This window comes from Streptomyces atratus (assembly GCF_900119365.1).
GTDB classification, from domain to species: domain Bacteria; phylum Actinomycetota; class Actinomycetes; order Streptomycetales; family Streptomycetaceae; genus Streptomyces; species Streptomyces atratus_B.
Genome location: NZ_FPJO01000002.1, coordinates 170122 through 187015 on the forward strand (window position 1 = coordinate 170122; position 16894 = coordinate 187015).

General features: G+C 70.5%; 14 protein-coding genes and 1 tRNA gene. 4 read left to right on the plus strand and 11 right to left on the minus strand.

All coding sequences use genetic code 11. The features are described from left to right. Positions 1-12: 12 nt before the first annotated feature. From BT364_RS04910 to BT364_RS04920, 3 genes are all read right to left on the minus strand, one after another. A complete protein-coding gene (locus BT364_RS04910) occupies positions 13-2133 on the minus strand; it encodes a tetratricopeptide repeat protein (RefSeq protein WP_177328021.1) in 2121 nt (706 codons plus the stop codon). A gap of 213 nt (positions 2134-2346) precedes the next feature. Continuing rightward, positions 2347-2420, minus strand: a tRNA-Met gene (locus BT364_RS04915). Positions 2421-2472: 52 nt separating this feature from the next. Further along, on the minus strand, positions 2473-5448 hold the full coding sequence (locus tag BT364_RS04920; RefSeq protein WP_107408170.1) for a UPF0182 family membrane protein: 2976 nt from the start codon (positions 5446-5448) through the stop codon (positions 2473-2475). A 137-nt stretch (positions 5449-5585) separates the two neighbouring features. Here BT364_RS04920 and BT364_RS04925 point away from each other — a divergent pair, with 137 nt between their 5' ends. After that, on the plus strand, positions 5586-6146 hold the full coding sequence (locus tag BT364_RS04925; protein WP_256259591.1) for a PPA1309 family protein: 561 nt from the start codon (positions 5586-5588) through the stop codon (positions 6144-6146). 28 nt (positions 6147-6174) lie between these two features. On the opposite strand, the gene BT364_RS04930 is transcribed toward BT364_RS04925, so the two are convergent. The 4 genes from BT364_RS04930 to BT364_RS04940 form a co-directional block, all read right to left on the minus strand. Next, on the minus strand, positions 6175-7263 hold the full coding sequence (locus BT364_RS04930) for a YlbL family protein (RefSeq protein WP_072483847.1): 1089 nt from the start codon (positions 7261-7263) through the stop codon (positions 6175-6177). Between the two features lie 143 nt (positions 7264-7406). Beyond that, entirely contained in the window at positions 7407-7577 is a 171-nt protein-coding gene (locus BT364_RS41335) for a hypothetical protein (protein ID WP_177328022.1), read from the minus strand. Between the two features lie 128 nt (positions 7578-7705). Continuing rightward, complete coding sequence (locus BT364_RS04935) at positions 7706-8167, minus strand: molybdenum cofactor biosynthesis protein MoaE (protein WP_072484181.1); 462 nt, start codon at positions 8165-8167, stop codon at positions 7706-7708. Between the two features lie 118 nt (positions 8168-8285). Next, a complete protein-coding gene (locus BT364_RS04940) occupies positions 8286-9428 on the minus strand; it encodes an SDR family oxidoreductase (protein ID WP_072483848.1) in 1143 nt (380 codons plus the stop codon). Between the two features lie 193 nt (positions 9429-9621). Here BT364_RS04940 and BT364_RS04945 point away from each other — a divergent pair, with 193 nt between their 5' ends. Both BT364_RS04945 and BT364_RS04950 read left to right on the plus strand, forming a co-directional pair. Then, on the plus strand, positions 9622-11082 hold the full coding sequence (locus BT364_RS04945) for a zinc-dependent metalloprotease (RefSeq protein ID WP_072483849.1): 1461 nt from the start codon (positions 9622-9624) through the stop codon (positions 11080-11082). Further along, complete coding sequence (locus BT364_RS04950; RefSeq protein WP_072483850.1) at positions 11079-11627, plus strand: NUDIX hydrolase; 549 nt, start codon at positions 11079-11081, stop codon at positions 11625-11627. The genes BT364_RS04945 and BT364_RS04950 overlap by 4 nt, the downstream gene beginning before the upstream one ends. A 76-nt stretch (positions 11628-11703) precedes the next feature. On the opposite strand, the gene BT364_RS04955 is transcribed toward BT364_RS04950, so the two are convergent. The 4 genes from BT364_RS04955 to BT364_RS04970 all read right to left on the minus strand — a co-directional run bounded on the left by BT364_RS04955 (position 11704) and on the right by BT364_RS04970 (position 15524). Next, complete coding sequence (locus BT364_RS04955; RefSeq protein WP_072483851.1) at positions 11704-12459, minus strand: AIM24 family protein; 756 nt, start codon at positions 12457-12459, stop codon at positions 11704-11706. A 19-nt stretch (positions 12460-12478) separates the two neighbouring features. Then, positions 12479-13159: an AIM24 family protein gene (locus tag BT364_RS04960; RefSeq protein ID WP_072483852.1), complete on the minus strand. Its 681-nt coding sequence runs from the start codon at positions 13157-13159 to the stop codon at positions 12479-12481. Positions 13160-13170: 11 nt separating this feature from the next. Then, the gene (locus BT364_RS04965; RefSeq protein ID WP_072483853.1) at positions 13171-14793 is read right to left on the minus strand and encodes a TerD family protein; all 1623 of its coding nucleotides are present in this window, start codon (positions 14791-14793) and stop codon (positions 13171-13173) included. Positions 14794-14900: 107 nt separating this feature from the next. Continuing rightward, positions 14901-15524 (minus strand): M48 metallopeptidase family protein, encoded by a 624-nt coding sequence (locus BT364_RS04970; protein WP_072483854.1) that lies wholly within the window; start codon positions 15522-15524, stop codon positions 14901-14903. 218 nt (positions 15525-15742) lie between these two features. Here BT364_RS04970 and BT364_RS04975 point away from each other — a divergent pair, with 218 nt between their 5' ends. Next, a complete protein-coding gene (locus BT364_RS04975) occupies positions 15743-16888 on the plus strand; it encodes a ThiF family adenylyltransferase (protein ID WP_072483855.1) in 1146 nt (381 codons plus the stop codon). Positions 16889-16894: the final 6 nt, after the last annotated feature.

Here is a 16894-nt window from a genome sequence, read left to right on the forward strand (position 1 = left end):
GCCCTATGGGCCCTACGCGGTCAGCTCCTGGTGCAGGGCCTCCCGCAGCCGGGCCGCCCGCTCCGCCACCTCCGCCGGGCCCAGCTCCACCGCCCGGGCACACCAGCGCTGCCCCTCGGTGAGCTCGCCGCGGCGGGCGGCCAGCAGGGCGAGGCGCAGGGCGGCCCTCCCGTGCCCGTCGTTCGCGGCCCGGCTCCACCACAGCGCGGCCTCGCGCTCGCTTCCCTCGCGGGCGAGCAGCAGCCCGAGGTTGAAGGCGCCGTTGCGGCTGCCCGACTCGGCGGCCTCGCGGTACCAGCGGGCGGCGCTGTCCACGTCGCCCCGGGCGGCCGCGAGCATCCCGACCCGCACCTGGGCGCGGCGGTGCCCCTGCTCGGCGGCCCGCTCGTACCACTCCTCGCACTCGGTCTTCTCCGGCATCGGCTCGCCGAGGGCGGGCGGGCCGGGCGGCGGCTGCCGCGAGTCCAGCACCCCGGCCAGCCGGAAGGCGGCCTCCGCGCTGCCGCCGCCCGCCGCGCAGCGCAGATGGCGCTCCGCCTCCTGCTCCTCGCCCCGGTGCAGCAGGGCCATGCCGACCTGGAGGGCGGCCTCGGTGTGGCCGGCCGCCGCGGCACGCTCGTACCAGACCAGTGCCGCACGGTCCTCGTCGCGCCCGGCGTACAGGATGCCGAGGTTGAAGGCCGCGTCGACGCTGCCCGCCTCGGCCGCCTTGGAGAACCAGGGCTCGGCGCCGGTCGCGTCGCCCGCCTGGAGCAGGAGCACGGCCAGCGCGTTGGCCGCCTCGCGGTGGCCGGCGTACGCGGCGTGGCGGTACCACTGCTCGGCCTGCGGCGTACGGTCCTGGGCCGCGCAGAGCAGGCCGAGGTTGTAGGCGCCGTTGACATCGCCCGCGTCCATGGCGGCGCGGTACCAGCGTTCGGCGGTCTGCTGCTCGCCCCTGGCCGCGTGCAGGGCGCCCAGGGCGTTGGCGGCGTTGCCGTCGCCGTCCTGGGCGGCGCGCAGCCACCACACGGCGGCGCTCTCCTCGTCGCCCGCATCACGCAGCAGGAAGCCGAGCGCGCAGGCGGCCCGCGCCTCGCCCGCCTTCGCGGAGATGAGGTACCAGCGGCCGGCCTCCTTGGGCTCGCCGCGCTGTTCGAGGATGGCACCGAGGTGCAGGGCGGCCCGCCGGTGGCCACGCGCGGCGGCCTGCCGGTACCACTGCTCGGCCTCGCCCACGCGCCCGGTCGCCGGGCCCGCCACCGGGCCGTCGTCCCTGCGCACCACGGAACGGCCGGGCGCACCGGGCCGCTCGCCCGCGCCGGGGCCCAGCCCCGGGCGGCCGAAGGCGTCGTGCGGGTCGTCGCCGGCGTTGCGGTCCAGCATCCGCGCGAGGCGGTACGCGGCTTCCCGGTGCCCCTGCTCGGCGGCGGCCCGCAGCCAGCGTTCCGCGCCGACGTCGCTGCGGTGTTCCAGCAGGTCGGCGAGGGCGTACGCGCCCAGTGCATGGCCCTGCTCGGCGGACTGCCGCAGCCAGTACTCGGCACCGGGCTCGTCGCCGCGCTCGCGGTAGTGGCGGCCCAGCGCGTGCGCGGCGGCTGCGGAGCCCGCGACGGCGGCGATGCGCCACCAGCCGGCCGCGTCGTCGACGTATCCGCGCTGGTGGAGGAGGACGCCCAGGTTGTTGGCCGCGGCCCGGTCGCCGTCCGCGGTGGCCCCGCGCAGGTAGGGTTCGGCGCCGTCCAGGTCGCCCTGGCGCAGCAGCAGGGCGCCGAGGACACTCATCGATGCGGTGTCCCCGGCGTCGGCGGCGCGACGGTGACGCGCCTCGCTCTCGGCGCTCTCCTCGCTCTCGGCACTCCTGGAAGGCGCCGCGACCCCTACGGTCCCGGTGCTCCCGTCGGCCCCAGCGCTTCCCGTGCTCTCTGTGAACTCCGTGCTCTCGACGGTCGCGGCACACCCCGCAGTCTCGGCAGTCTCGGTCGCCTTGATGATCTCAGGTATATCGGGTGTCTCAGGTGTGTCAGTGGTCTCGTTGTTCTCCGCGGCAGCACCACCAAAAGCCGCATTCATCGCGTTGTCCGGCCGATCAACGCGACGTTGCACAAACCGCCCTGTCTCCAACAGAGTTGCCCTGTCCCCCATAAATACCATCGTCGCACCACCTGCAACCCGCGTACACCTGGTATATCGCGGCCAGTGAGGTCACTTCAGCGTTTTGTCGACATGCCCACAGAGAGATAAGTCAAACATGTCCGGACCCAACTCGTGCCCCGCGAACCGCACTTCACGCACCTTGCACAAGAAAGTCGCCACGGCACGACGAAGGCCCGGATCCTCGAAAGGATCCGGGCCTTCGTCTTTCAGTAGCGGGGACAGGATTTGAACCTGCGACCTCTGGGTTATGAGCCCAGCGAGCTACCGAGCTGCTCCACCCCGCGTCGTTGTGTGGAAACCGTACCACGACGCGGGGGTGAGCCTTTACCGGGTTACTCAGCCACTGGTGTCAGTGCCGGCCGGTTTGCCCTTCTCGTCCGAGCCGGTCGCGCTGTCCGTGGCCTTCGCACCGTCCTTCGCGCTGTCCTTCGCACCGCCCGCGCCGTTCGCACTGCCCGACTTGGGCTGGGCGGCCGCCGCACGCTGCAAGGCATCCTGCAGATCCGCCTGGGCCTTGCCGTAGGCGGCCCAGTCCTGCTCCTTCAGGGCCGCTTCGCCCTCCGAGTAGGCCTTCTGCGCATCCGCGATCGCCTTCTTCAGCGCCGCGTCACCGGTGGCCGGCGGCTCCGTGGTGCCCGGGGGTCTGGTGGTGTCCGGCGGGGTCGTGCCGGAGTCCGTCACCCCGAAGACCGCGTTGAGCGCCTCCCCGAGGCTGTTCTCGAAGACGGTCTTCGACCCGTACGAGGCGGCGACCTTGCGCAGCAGCGGATAGTTCTGCGTGCCACCGCGCGTGTACACCGGCTCGATGTAGAGGAAGCCGCCCTCCAGCGGCACGGTCAGCAGGTTGCCGTACTCGATGTCGGAGTCGGTTCCCTTCAGGTTTCTCACGAACTCGGCGACGTCGTCGTTGCCGTTGAGCTCGCTCTGTACCTGACCGGGACCCTTCACCGTGGTGGTGACTCTCAGCAGCCTTATCGTGCCGTAGTCCTTGCTGGCCGCGTCCGCGTCCACCGCCATGAACGCCCCGAGGTCGGGCCGCCCCTTCGGGGTGAACGTCGTCGTCAGCGAGAACTTCTGAGCCGTCTGATCCGGCATCTTTATGCTCAGGTAGTACGGCGGGACGGCACCGGACTCCTTGTTGGTCGGGTCGTCCGGGACCTGCCACGCGTCACTGCCGCTGTAGAACTGCGCGGGGTTGGTGACGTGGTAGCGGGTGAGCAGTTCGCGCTGCACCTTGAACAGGTCCTGCGGGTACCGCAGGTGGTCCACGAGCTCCTGCGGGATGTCCGCCCTGGGCTCCACGGTCCCCGGGAACGCCTTGCGCCAGGTCTTGAGGACCGGGTCCTCGGTGTCCCACTCGTAGAGCTTGACCTTGCCGTCGTACGCGTCGACGGTGGCCTTCACCGAGTTGCGGATGTAGTTGACCTGGTTCTGCTGGGCGACGACCGCGCGCTGGTTGGTGGTCAGCGAGTCGGCCGTGGTGTCACCGAGCGTCGTGCGCGAGGCGTACGGGTAGCCGTTGGTGGTGGTGTACGCGTCGACGACCCACTGGATGCGGCCGTTCACCACCGCCGGGTAGGCGTCGCCGTCGATGGTCAGCCACGGGGCGACCGCCTCGACGCGCTCCTTGGGCGTGCGGTTGTAGAGAACCCGCGAACCGTCGCCGATGGCTCCCGAGTAGAGGATCTGCGGCTCGCTGAACGCCACCGCGTACGCGGCACGGTTGAAGGCGTTGGAGAGGCTGACCCCGCTGTCGCCCTGGTAGCTGGTGGTCTTCTCGCCGTCCTCCTCGTAGTCGAGCTCCTTCTGGGGCCCGCCGACAATGGAGTACTGCTCGGTCTTCTCGCCGTAGTAGATCCGCTGCTCGTACTTGGGGAACTCGCCGCTCGTCGGCAGACCGGACTCGGTGAAGTCCGGGGAACCCTTCGGGTTCTTGCCGGTCGTCGTGCCCTTGGCCGCAATGGCGCCGTAGCCGTGGGTGTAGGTGAAGTGGTCGTTGATCCAGTTGCGCTTGGGGATGCCGTCGAGGTTGAGCTCGCGCAGACCGATGACCGTGTCCTGGTCCTTGCCGGCGGCGTCCTTGTAGCGGTCGACGTCCAGCGTCTTGGGGAACTGGTAGTAGTTCCTCTTCTGCTGGAGCTGCTGGAAGGCCGGGGAGACGACGTTGGGGTCCATCACCCGGTAGCTGGCGGCGTCGTTCGCGCTGGCGCGCAGCTTGGCGTCGTCGTCCGTCGTGCTCTTGCCCGAGTAGTCGTCGACCTGCGCGTTGTCGATGTCGTACGCGTCACGCGTCGCTTCGATGTTCTTCCGGATGAACGGGGCTTCCTTGGCCTGCTCGTTCGGCTGGACCTGGAACTTCTGCACGATCGCCGGGTACAGCCCGCCGATCAGGATCGCCGAGAGCACCATCAGGCCGAAGCCGATCACCGGGAGCTGCCAGGTGCGGCGCCAGAGCGTCGCGAAGAACAGCACGGCGCAGATCGCGGCGATGCAGAACAGGATGGTCTTCGCCGGCAGATAGGCGTTGGCGTCGACGTACCGCAGGCCCGTCCAGTTGTCCGTGGCCTTGAAGTCGCTGGACTTCACGGCCAGGCCGTACCGGTCGAGCCAGTACGCCACGGCCTTCAGCGAGACGAAGACGCCGAGCAGCACCGACAGATGGCCGGTGGCCGCGCCGGTCGCCCGCGCGCCGGGGCTGGTGACGCGCAGCCCGCCGTACAGATAGTGGGTCATCGCGGCGGCGATCAGCGAGAGCACCGTGGCCGCGAAGCCGAAGCCCAGCAGGAAGCGGTACCAGGGCAGGTCGAAGGCGTAGAAGGACACGTCCAGATGGAACTGGGGGTCCTTCTGCCCGAACGCCACGCCGTTCACATACATCAGCCAGGTACGCCACTGGCCGGAGGCGGATGCTCCGGCGATCAGCCCGACGAGCGCGGTGATCGCGAGCAGCACCCACTTCTTGTACGGGGCGAGGCTCATCCGGTAGCGGTCCAGGCTCTGCTGTTCCAGAGACATCGCGCTCAGCGGCGGCCGGAGCCGGTGCGCGAGCCAGATGTTCAGGCCGACGGCGACTGCCATCAGCAGGCCGAAGACCAGGAACAAGCCGATCTTGGTCCACAGGGTGGTGGTGAAGACGGACGAATACGCGACCGACCGGTACCAGAGCCAGTCCGTCCAGAACCCGGCGAACATGACGAACGCCATGGCGAGAACCGCCAGGACGCCCAGTGTCATGAGCAGGGTACGGGCACGCCGGGACGGGCGGCCGACTCTGATCCGTGGCCCGGTCGGGCCTCCGCCGCGGTCCGGCATCTGGAAAGCCAACGTGCGCACCTCGAAGTTCGCGGGTCGTGTGAAGCGGGCCCAGCGATCGTAGAGCCCATCTATGCAACTTACTGAGGCTTTACCTAGTTCCCGTTCCCGGGGCGGAAGGAGGCAGGATATCGACCATGCCCAACGTTTCCCCCTCAGGCCCTCCGATGGCCGCGAGCCCGCTCACCGTCGCGGTGCTCGAAATCGACGAGTACATCTCCGGCCTCGGCTGGGACCAGCCGGCCCGGCTCTTCGCCCTGGTCGACACCGCCAAGCTGCGGGTCCAGGAGCCCGGCCTCGCCGCCCAGCTCGGTCTGGACAGCGCCGATTCCCCGTCCGCCTCACTGACCCCCATCGAGCAGGACGAGCTGCCGCCGGGGACCGCCCTGGACGAGTTCCTCGCCACGATCGCCTGGCCCGACGCGGTGATCGGGTGCGCGCTGACGGTGGAGCGGCTGATGCTGCCGCCGTCCGCCGAGGCCTCGGTGCCCGAGGGGCTCGACGACGCGCAGCTGACCAAGTGGGTCGCCAAGCACCCGGAGCGCCAGGAGGTGCGGATGACCGTGGCGGTCCTGCGGGACGGTACGCGTGAGTCGGCCGTCCGGCTCCGGGCGAAGGACACCCCGAGCGAGGTGCGGACCGGCGCCGGTCTGGTGCCCGGGCTGGCCGACGCGCTGGCCGCGACCTTCGAGGCCTGACCCCGTCGCGTCCCCCGCGGGGGCGCGGTCAGCCTGCCGAGCAGCTCGGCAGCCCGGCCGTGTCCCCCACCCGGATCTTCTCCAGCGACTTCTTCGCGTCGTCGATCGTCTTCACCTTCACCAGCGTGAGTCCGCTCGGAGTGTCGGAGGCGGCGGCCTTGCAGTTCTCGTCCGGTGTCAGGAAGTACCTGGCGCCGGCGTTGCGCGCGCCGACCAGCTTCATGTTGATGCCGCCGATCGGGCCGACCTTGCCCTTGTCGTCGATCGTGCCGGTGCCCGCGATGAACTTGCCGCCGGTGAGCTTGCCGGGCGTCAGCCTGTCGATGATGCCCAGCGAGAACATCAGACCGGCGCTCGGGCCGCCGACGTCGGCGAGCTTGATGTCGATCCGGAACGGGAACGTGTGGTCGGTCCCGGCCTGGATGCCGACGATCGCGCGGTTCTCCTTGGGCGCCTTCGCGGTGGTGATGACGATCTTCCGGCTGCCCTCGGGCTCCTTGCCGGCCTTCTCGGCGGCCTGGGCCGTCCGGGCCGGGATGACCGTGAACGTGACCTTCTCGCCGGGGTCGTGGCGGGTGACGAGCTTCGCGACGTCCTCGGGCTGCTTGACGGGGGTGCCGTCGACCTGCTTGATCACGTCGCCCGCGTGCAGCTTGCCCTGGGCGGGGCTGCCCTTGACGACCGTCGAGACCACGACGCGCGACGTCACCGGGATGCCCAGTTCGGTCAGCGCGGCGACCTTGGCGCTCTCCTGGGACTGGCTGAACTCCTCGGCGTTCTCCTGCGTCGACTCACGCTCGGTCTTGCCGTCGGGGTAGAGCGTGTCGTGCGGCACGACAACGCTGTCGTGGGCCAGCCAGCCGTAGACGGACTCGACGAGATTCATGTTGTAGTCGGCACCGGTGACCCTGACCGTCGTCATATTGAGGTTGCCGGACGTCGGATACGTCTTGTGCCCGGAAATCTGCAGGACGGGTTCGCCGCCGACCTTGCCCAGCGTGTTCACGGTCGGGCCGGGGGACATCTCCGCATACGGCACAGGGATCAGCACGCCTGCGCAGAGCAGCGCGATGAGGATCAGGGTGGAGGCGAGCATCGTCGCGGTGCGGCGTGGCATGGAACGACAGTACGGGAAGGGCCTGTAAGTGCACCGCCGGGGCCGGTCCGTACGAGGCGGGGAACCGGGCGCGGGCCGCGCCTGAGGGCGTCGGCAGCCGGAACCGCGATGCGGATTGGCGACTGCGTACGCGCGATGAAACGTCAGACGACATCGGAACCGGAGTGCGACTTCTCCATCGCCTCACGGAACCTGGCATAGCCGGCGAGTTCGGTGACATCGCCGGCTGTGCGATTACGGGTGGCCCAGCTTCCCCATATCGCAGCGCCGAGCGCAGCGAAAAGCGGAATCAGCAACCAGGCAAGTGCTGCCATTACGACCTCCCTACCCCATGAGCGACCGCAACTGACCGCTCAGCAGATTAACCGTCTGGAGAACCCACGCTCACGGCAGGGGTGGGATTACGCAAATCGGGCCCGACGGCCTCCTGGCCGGCTTGCGCTCAGCAGGCGCCGACCCATTCCTCGGTGCCGTCCGAGAAGTGCTGGTGCTTCCAGATCGGGACCTCGTGCTTGAGGTCGTCTATGAGCTTGCGGCAGGCCGCGAACGCCTCGGCGCGGTGCGGGCAGGAGACGGCGACGACCACGGCGATATCGCCCACTTGGAGGTCACCCACCCGGTGGACCGCGGCCAGCGCCCGGACCGGGAAGTCGGCGACGACCTTCTCGGCCACCCGGCGCATCTCCTCCTGCGCCGAGGGATGGCAGGAGTACCCGAGAGCGTCGACGTCCTGGCCGCCGTCGTGGTTGCGCACCGTGCCGACGAAGAGCGCCGTGCCGCCCGCGGCGTCGTCCCCGACGGCCCGGAAGATCTCGTCGACCGACAGCGGGGTGTCGCGGATCTCCAGCAGCCGGACGGGGTCGCCCGCCGCCTGCTCGCCGGGGTGGTCGTTGGTGGGTGCCATGGAGCCCATGGTGCCGTACGGCACTGACAACGCGGAATAGCTCTTTCCACCGGCGGGCCGCCCCTGGCCTTGGAGCCTTCTGCAGAAGTCCGCGGCAGGGGGTGGTCCGGGGCGGCTCTCAGATGCGGCGGCGGGCCTTGCGGGCGCGGCGGACCAGGGCGGCGGTGCCGAGCAGTGCCACGGTCGCACCGGCGGCACCCGCCGCGGTGGCGTCCTTGCGGCCGAGGCGGCGTCCGGCGACGGTGTGCCGGCCCTCGACCTCTTCGAGGAGGGCGGCGAGCACTTCCTCGTTGGTCCAGCTCGGGCGCCATCCCACGTCGTGCAGCCGGCTCACGCTGACCACCCAGGGGTGCATCGTGTACGCCAGATCGCCCGCCGGGGACGGGGTGAGGCCGATCCGGTGCAGCCGGGCGGCGGCGCCCAGGGCCACGGCGGAGGGCAGCTCCATCCGGCGGACGCCGCTGAGCTCCTCGACCTCCTCCTGCTCCAGCCAGCCGTCGCAGCCGACCGCGAACTCGCCGTCGATCTTTTCGAGCGCGGCGTACTCCAGGGCCGTGACCAGGTCGTCGACATGGCAGAACTGCCAGGTCGGACGCGATCCGGCGACGACCAGGAGGCGCGGCGACTCGAAGTAGCGGGTCAGCGCGGTGTCCGTACCGCCGACCAGGACGGTGGGCCGGACCACGGTCACATTGAGTCCGGGGTGGGCGCGGGGCGCCCGGCGGCCGAGCCGTTCGATCTCCAGGAGGTCGCCGACGCCGGTGGCCTCGGCCGTGGCGCGCAGCTCGGCGTCCTCGGCGAGCGGGATGTCGTTGTCGGGCAGCGCCCCGTAGACCATTGCCGAAGTGCACAGCACGACCCGGTGGACGCCGACGGCCGCGGCGGCCGTCAGCACGGTCTGGGTGCCGCGCACGTTGTACGCGGTGCGGGCGGCGGGGTCGGTCTCCAGGTCGAGATCGAGTGCGAGATGCACCACGACATCTGCGCCGCGCAGCTTCTCCGCGATGGCGGGGTCGCGGACGTCGAGGATGTGCCAGGTCGCCTCGGAGACCTCTCCGCGGCGTTCGTCGATGGCGATGACCTGCTTGATCTCCTCGGATGCCGCGAGGCGTGCGGTGAGCAGCTCGCCCACGCCGCCGGCGGCTCCGGTGACCGCGACGACGGGGCCGCGGCTCCGGGAGCGGTTCTTTTCTGGTTTGTTCTCGGTCGAGGGGTCGGACAGGTTTCGCGCTGCGCGAACCTGAGGATCTGGGGAACTCACCGGGCGTCTCCAGCGGTTGTCTTCAGTACGTACCCGAATGACGCGTGCGTACCAGGTGGCGTCCATCCTGCCGCAGGCCGGGAGCCGGCGGAGCACTGAGGCCCTGCGCGGGCTTTTGGTGTCTACGCTGGATGGTGATGTCGGGCAGTCGCCGTCGGTTCGAGCCGGCGGCCCTACGAGCCGAGGAAACCCCGTGAGTGACACCCCATTCGGATTCGGCCTTCCGCCGGAGGAGCCGGACAACGGCGACGAGGGCAAGAAGAAGGACCCCACCGGAGGTGGGCAGGGCTCGGGCGGGCCTGCGAACCCGTTCGGCTTCGGGCCCGGCGCGGGCGGGGACAACCCGTTCGCGGCGATGTTCGGCTCGATGAACCCCAATGACCTGGGCGCCGCCTTCCAGCAGCTCGGCCAGATGCTGAGCTACGAGGGCGGTCCCGTGAACTGGGACATGGCCAAGCAGATCGCCCGCCAGACGGTCTCGCAGGGCACGCCGGACGGCACGAAGGACGCCAGCGTCGGCCCGACCGAGCGGTCCGCGGTCGACGAGGCGCTGCGTCTCGCCGACCTCTGGCTGGACGGCGTGACGTCACTGCCCTCCGGTTCGGTCTCCACCGTGGCGTGGAGCCGTGCGGAGTGGGTCGAGGCCTCCCTTCCGGCCTGGCAGAAGCTCGTCGACCCGGTGGCGGAGCGTGTCGGTCTCGCCATGGGCGACGTGCTGCCCGAGGAGATGCAGGCGATGGCCGGCCCGCTGATCGGCATGATGCGGTCGATGGGCGGCGCGATGTTCGGCCAGCAGATCGGGCAGGCCGTCGGCGTGCTGGCGGGCGAGGTGGTCGGTTCGACCGATATCGGCCTGCCGCTGGGCCCCGCGGGCAAGGCCGCGCTGCTGCCGCTGAACGTGGAGCGGTTCGGCAAGGACCTCAGCGTGCCGCAGGACGAGGTGCGGCTGTATCTCGCCCTGCGCGAGGCCGCGCACCAGCGCCTCTTCGCCCATGTCCCGTGGCTGCGGTCGCATCTGTTCGGCGCCGTCGAGGGGTATGCGCGCGGCATCAAGGTCGACACCAGCAAGCTGGAGGACGTGGTCGGTCAGTTCGACCCGTCGCAGCCCGAGCAGCTCCAGGACGCTCTTCAGCAGGGCATGTTCCAGCCGGAGGACACGCCCGAGCAGAAGGCCGCCCTGGCCCGGCTGGAGACGGCGCTCGCGCTGGTCGAGGGCTGGGTGGACGCCGTGGTCCACGAGGCCGCGAAGTCCCGTCTGACCTCGGCGGACGCGCTGCGCGAGACGATGCGCAGGCGCCGCGCCTCCGGCGGTCCGGCCGAGCAGACCTTCGCCACGCTCATCGGCCTTCAGCTGCGCCCCCGGCGGCTGCGTGACGCCTCGCGCCTGTGGGCGTCCCTCACCGACGCACGCGGTCTGGACGGGCGCGACGCCCTGTGGGAGCACCCCGACATGCTGCCGACGGCCCAGGACCTGGACGATCCGGACGGCTTTGTGCACCACGAGCAGCTGGACTTCTCCGAGCTGGACAAGATGCTCGGCGAGGCCGCCAAGGGCCCGCAGAAGCCCGCCGCGGAGGCGGACGGCAAGGACTCGCCCGGCACCGGGGAGGCCGAGGGCCGCGAAGGCGACGGCAAGGGCGACACCGACCGGTGAGCCTGTACGACGACGCCGTTCTCGTACTGAAGGGGTACGAGAACCCGGCGGACCCGGGCCAGGACGAACTGCGCCAGGTCTATCTCGACCATCTGGCCCGGCATCCCGACGGTATGTGGAAGGCCTGCGAAGCGGGCCACCTGACGGCCAGCGCGCTGGTCGTCGACCCCGAGCGCGGCCGGGTCCTGCTCACCCTCCACCGCAAGCTGCGGATGTGGCTCCAGATGGGCGGTCACTGCGAGCCGCAGGACGCGTCGCTCGCCGCCGCGGCGCTACGGGAGGCGACCGAGGAGTCCGGCATCACCGGCCTGACGCTGCTGGCGGGCGGCCCGGTGACGCTGGACCGCCACCCGATCCCCGCGCCCTGCCACTGGCATCTGGACGTGCAGTACGTGGCACTGGCGCCCTCGGGTGCGACGGAGCAGATCAGCGACGAGTCGCTGGACCTGCGCTGGTTCGCGTACGACGAGGTCGCCTCGGTGGCCGACGCATCGGTCGTACGGCTGACTGAGCTCGCCCGCGCCGCGCTGGAGCAGCGCCGGTAGGAGAGCGGCACGGGTGAGGGGCGGTCTCCGCGGAGACCGCCCCTCACCCGTGTTCCACGTGCCGGTGCGCGGTGGTTCAGTTCCAGGAGTTGTTCTGGTTCTGACCGTGGGCTCCCTGCTGGCCCATGCCGTACTGGGCCCGGATGCCCTGGCCGGTCCCGTGGTTCTGCGGGGGCAGCACCTCGCTCGGCTGCACCAGGGCGAAGCCCTGGCCGAGGAAGCTGAGCTCCCAGCCCTCACCGGTGTTCCCGCGCCGCCGCCAGACGCCCGAGGAGTGCGTCTGGGCCTGCATCTGCACCCGCAGCGAGCTGGACCAGGCGACGATCGCGTCGGCGTCGGCGTTGACGTACTTGTCCGGCGTGACCTGCATCATCAGCGGCTGGCCCGAGGTCATCAGAGCGACCTTGCCGGTGCCGGAGATGTTGAGCTGGTACTTCCCGGTGCCCGAGATGCCGTACTGGCTGTCCACCGCGATGACCTCGGTGTGCAGCGAGGAGTCCAGCGCCAGGACGTAGGCGCTGTCCACCGTGATGCCGTCGTGGTCGACGTCCACGACGTGGATGTACTGCGCGAGGTTGGCGAGGTAGACGGTGCCCTGCCCGGAGCAGCGCATCAGGTCGAGGCCCTCACCGGTGTTCGCGCGGGCGCGGCGCTGTCCGTGCGACTGGTACTCGCCGTCGAACTCCATCAGCCCCTGGTACGCGACCATGGCGCCCTTGCGGGCGAGGACGTCGTCTTGGCCGGTCAGCGAGACCCGCAGGAGCTGCGGGTTCTGGACGGTGTACCGGTCCTGGGACTGCTGTTCCGTGTAGCTGAAAAGCGGACTCTGCATGGTGTGTCTCTCCTCCCCGTCAGTTCCGGACCCGCAGGCGGTCCGTACTGTCCTCGCTCGGCTGCACGACGACGATGCCCTGGCCGGAGAAAGCCATCTGGTACGCCTCGCCGCTGCCCCGCCCTATGAGCGAGGAGGCCTTGAAGCTGCGCTTGCCCTTCACCTTGAGGTTCGGGGACCAGGCCACGAGGGCGTCCGGGTCGACGTAGGTCTCGTCCTCGCCGCGTCCGCAGTCGACGACGATCGGTGTGCCGCGCGAGGTGATGGCGACCCAGCCGGTGCCCGAGATGCAGACGTTCCACAGGCCCTGGCCCGCGAACTTGGCGAGGCCCTTGACCCGCTCCACGCCCCAGGTGAGATGACCGTCGAAGGCGAGGACGTTGCTGCCGTTGACCGAGAGGGAGTCGTTGTTGAGGTTGATGACGACCACATCGGCGCCGTAGTCGGCGAGGTAGAGCAGTCCGTCGCCGGAGCACTTCATGATCGGTGCGCCCTCGCCGGTGATCCACTGGGAGGCGACCTGCCGGACGGCGGGCGGGTTGGGTTCGTACTGGATGAAGCCCTCGTACGCGACCATCGAGCCGGTACGTGCGTAGAGGTCCTGGCCGGTGGCCATGGCGACCTTGAGCATCGTGCGGCCGTGGTTCTCCATACGGGCCGTGACGGGGGTAGGGGCGTAGCCCGCGAGCTGCTGGTTCATGACGGGCTCCCTCAGACCTCGTAGGGCTGGACGACGATGAAGTTGCCGGGGGCACCCCGGAACTGGAGGTTCACGGTCTCCCCGCTGTGTCCCGGGTACGCGTTGCGGCGCAGCCGGACCTGGCTGGAGATGATCACCTGGGACGCGGCCGACCAGGCCACGACGGCGTTGCAGTCGGCGAAGGTGGTCGGCGTGACGGGCAGGACGACGGGGACGCCGTGGGTCTTGACGACGACCGTGCCGGTGCCCTGGAACTGCATGGTGAACAGGGCGCCGCCGGGGATGCCGTGGCCCTCGATCCTGCGGACCTCGTGCTGCAACGACTCGTCGAAGGCGAGGACGTTCTCCGCGGAGACACAGATACCGTCGCCCTGCAGCTCAATGGCGTGCAGATGCGAGCCGTCCTCGGCGAGGAAGACCTGCCCGCGGCCGGTGCAGCGCATCAGCTGCATTTCCTGGCCGGTGGCATTGCCGACCATGCGGCCGGCGAAACCGGCGCCCTTGTAGCCGAAGTCGACCTTGCCCTGGTACATCACCATGCTGCCCTGGCGGGCGAGCACCGGCGTACTGCCCATGGTGAGGTCGACCCTCATGAGCTGCTGGTTCTGCGGGGTCCAGCGCTGACCGGTGGGCGTCTCCTTGTACGGCTGGAGCGCCGCCTGGAGACCGGCACCGGCCTGCGGCACGCCCTGGGGCACACCGGGCGGCTGCATGCCGGGGGGCTGCTGCCCGTACGGGGCCGGGGCCTGCTGGCCGTACGGGGCGGGCGGGGGCGCCTGGCCGGGGACCTGGCCGAACTGCGGCTGCTGGGACGGCTGGCCCGGCTGCCCGTACGGAGCCGGGGCGGGGGCGGGCGGCGGTACCGTGCCACCGTGCGGTGCCAGCGGCGCGGCCATCGTCGGCGCGGCATGCAGCTGCTGCTGCTGCGGCGTGGGGGCCGGGGCGGGGGCGGCCGGAGCACCGAAGGACGGGGCGGGCTGCGGGGCCTGAGGCGCCTGCGGTGCGGCCGGGGCCCCGAAGGACGGGGCGGGCGCCGGCGCGGCCGCCTGGGCGGGCGGGGCGAACGACGGAGCCGCCGCCTGCGGCTGAGGTGCGGCAGGCTCCTCCTCGGCGACCTCGCCGCCGAAGTTCTTCAGCAGCGCTTCGAGGCCGCCGTCGAAGCCCTGGCCGACCGCGGCGAACCGCCAGACGTCCTTCAGATAGAAGTCGCCCAGCATCACCGCACGTTCGGTGGTGAACTCCGAACCGTTGAAGGCGTACCTGACGACTTCCTCGCCACCTGCGACGATCCGGATGTATCCGGGACCGATCTGGGACATCTGCCCGGCACCGTCGACCGTCGCGGTGAACGACAGCTTGTGGATGTTCGCCGGAATGCGGTCCAGGGTGACGCGGAACGACTCGGTGTCGCCGGCCTGGGCGCCGAGAAGCTGAATGGACTCCTCGGGCGATTTAGGCTGATTGAAGAAGATGAAATAACGGTCGTCGGAGAGCTGCTCATTGGCATCGAGGCCGAAGCAACTGATATCGAAGGTCAGTCCCGGACCGGCGATCTGCACACCTACGTACAGATCCGTCCCCGCCGTGAGATCACTGATCCTGGCCTTGTGGCCGCGTTGGAATTCCCTGGCCATGCGTAACGACCGTCCCCCATCCCGAATGTGAATGCGTCGCGCCAGGCTAACCGCAAACGCCGACATCGAGCCAAGTCGGTACACACCCGGTACAGAATCTGCGGACGTCACTCACCGCGGGCGGCGGGCAGCTGGGGCAGCCGGTCGGCCGCCACCACACCCTCCAGATAACCGCGAGCCCGCTCGGTACGGGGATACGCCTCCAGCAGCCGCCAGAAGCGCGGGCCGTGACCGGGCACGAGCAGGTGCGCCAGCTCGTGGACCAGTACGTAGTCGACGACGTACTCGGGCATGCCCTGCAGCCGGTGCGACAGACGGATGCTGCCCTCCGCCGGGGTGCAGGACCCCCATCGGGTGTTCTGGTTGGTCACCCACCGCACCGACGCCGGCCGGGCCCGGCCCTCGAAGTACTGGGCGGACAACCGCTCGGCCCGCGCAGCGAGTTCGCTGTCGCCGAGGACGCGTTTGCTCTCCTGTGCCGCGAGCTTGTCGAGCATCACGCCGACCCAGCGCCGCTCCTCGGCCTCCGACATCCGGGCCGGGATGAGCACGATGGTGCGGTCGCCCTCCCGGTACGCGGAGACCGTTCTGCTGCGGCGGTTGCTCCGGCGGACCTCGACCGCGCTCGTCGCCGAGGCGCGGGGCGGACGGTCCGCCGCGCCGCGCTGCTGGGTTCCGGCGCTGCGCACGGGGGTCTCCCCGGCGAATCCGGGTGACTGGTCGGCGGGCACGCCACGACGTTACCCGGTACCAGTGGGGGAAGTCCCGCCTCCGGGAGGGTTCACACCTGATCCACTCCACGGCATGCACCATTTGAACGACAAATACCCATGCCTGTGGATAACTTTCTGCACACTTCGACGCCCGGCTGCATTCTGGCAACGGATCTCGCGGAGATCAGGGCCGCGGCCCGCACGCAGTGATCAAGGAACACAGACCGGGGGTAGCCGTGCATCCGATGTTGAAGCCCGTACTGCGCCGCGCATGGCGCAGCGGAGGCACCGTGCAATTCGGGGTGACTCACGCCCATGCGGTGAAGTTCGGCCCGCTGGATATCGCCACGGGCAGTTTTCTGGAACTGCTCGACGGAACACGCGGCCTGCCACTGCTGCGCGAGGAGGCCCGCACACTGGATCTGTCGGACCATCAGGTGGACACCCTGGTGAGCCGATTGGCCGGCGCGGGACTGATCGACGATGTCAGGGCCGCCGGCCCGGAGACCGATGTGTTACGGAACCGGCCCGGCGCCCTGGACCGGCACCGCCCCGATCTGGCGTCGCTCTCCGTCGTCCATCCCGAACCGGGCGGCGGGATGCGGCGGCTGGCGGCCCGTCGGGCGATGCGGGTCCAGGTGCGGGGCGCCGGCCGGGTCGGCGCAGCGATCGCGGCGGTGCTGTCCGGGTCCGGGGTGGGCCGGGTGGAGGTTCTGGACGGCGGGCACACCGAGCCGTGGGACGTCTCGCCCGGCGGGCTTCCGCCGACGGCCGTCGGGGAGCGCAGGGACACCGCCGCCCGGCAGTTGGTGCGCAGATCGGCCGCGGGTGCGGCTCCCCGGGCGGCGGAGACGGCGGGTTCCCCGGGCGGTGGCGAGCCGGGACTGTCGCTGATCGTGGTGGCCCCTCGCGACGGCCTCTCGGTGTACGCCCCCGACCCGCGGTCGGCCGAATCGTGGATCGCCTCGGGGACTCCCCACCTCTACGCCGGAGTGATGGAGGCGACGGGAATCGTCGGGCCGCTGGTCCTGCCCGGGGGTACGGCCTGCGCCGGGTGCCTGGCCCTGGAGCGCGCCGCCCGGGACGAGGACTGGACGAGGATACTGTCCCAGTGGCGGTCCGGGCGGCGAACTGCCGTGCAGGCCTGTGACCTGGGACTGGCGACGGCGGTGGCGGGGCTGGCGGCCGCCCACGCGCTGTCCTTCCTGGACGGGGAACTGCCCGCGAGCACCGGGACTCGTTGGGAGGCCGCGCTGCCGCTGTTGGACTGGCGGCCCGAGCGAATGGGACCACACCTCGAATGTTCCTGCGGAGCGGCTGGGCACACTGTGAGGGAGCGCTCCTCCGGGGCCGACGCGAGGCAGGAGACAATGGCCGGGTAACCGCCG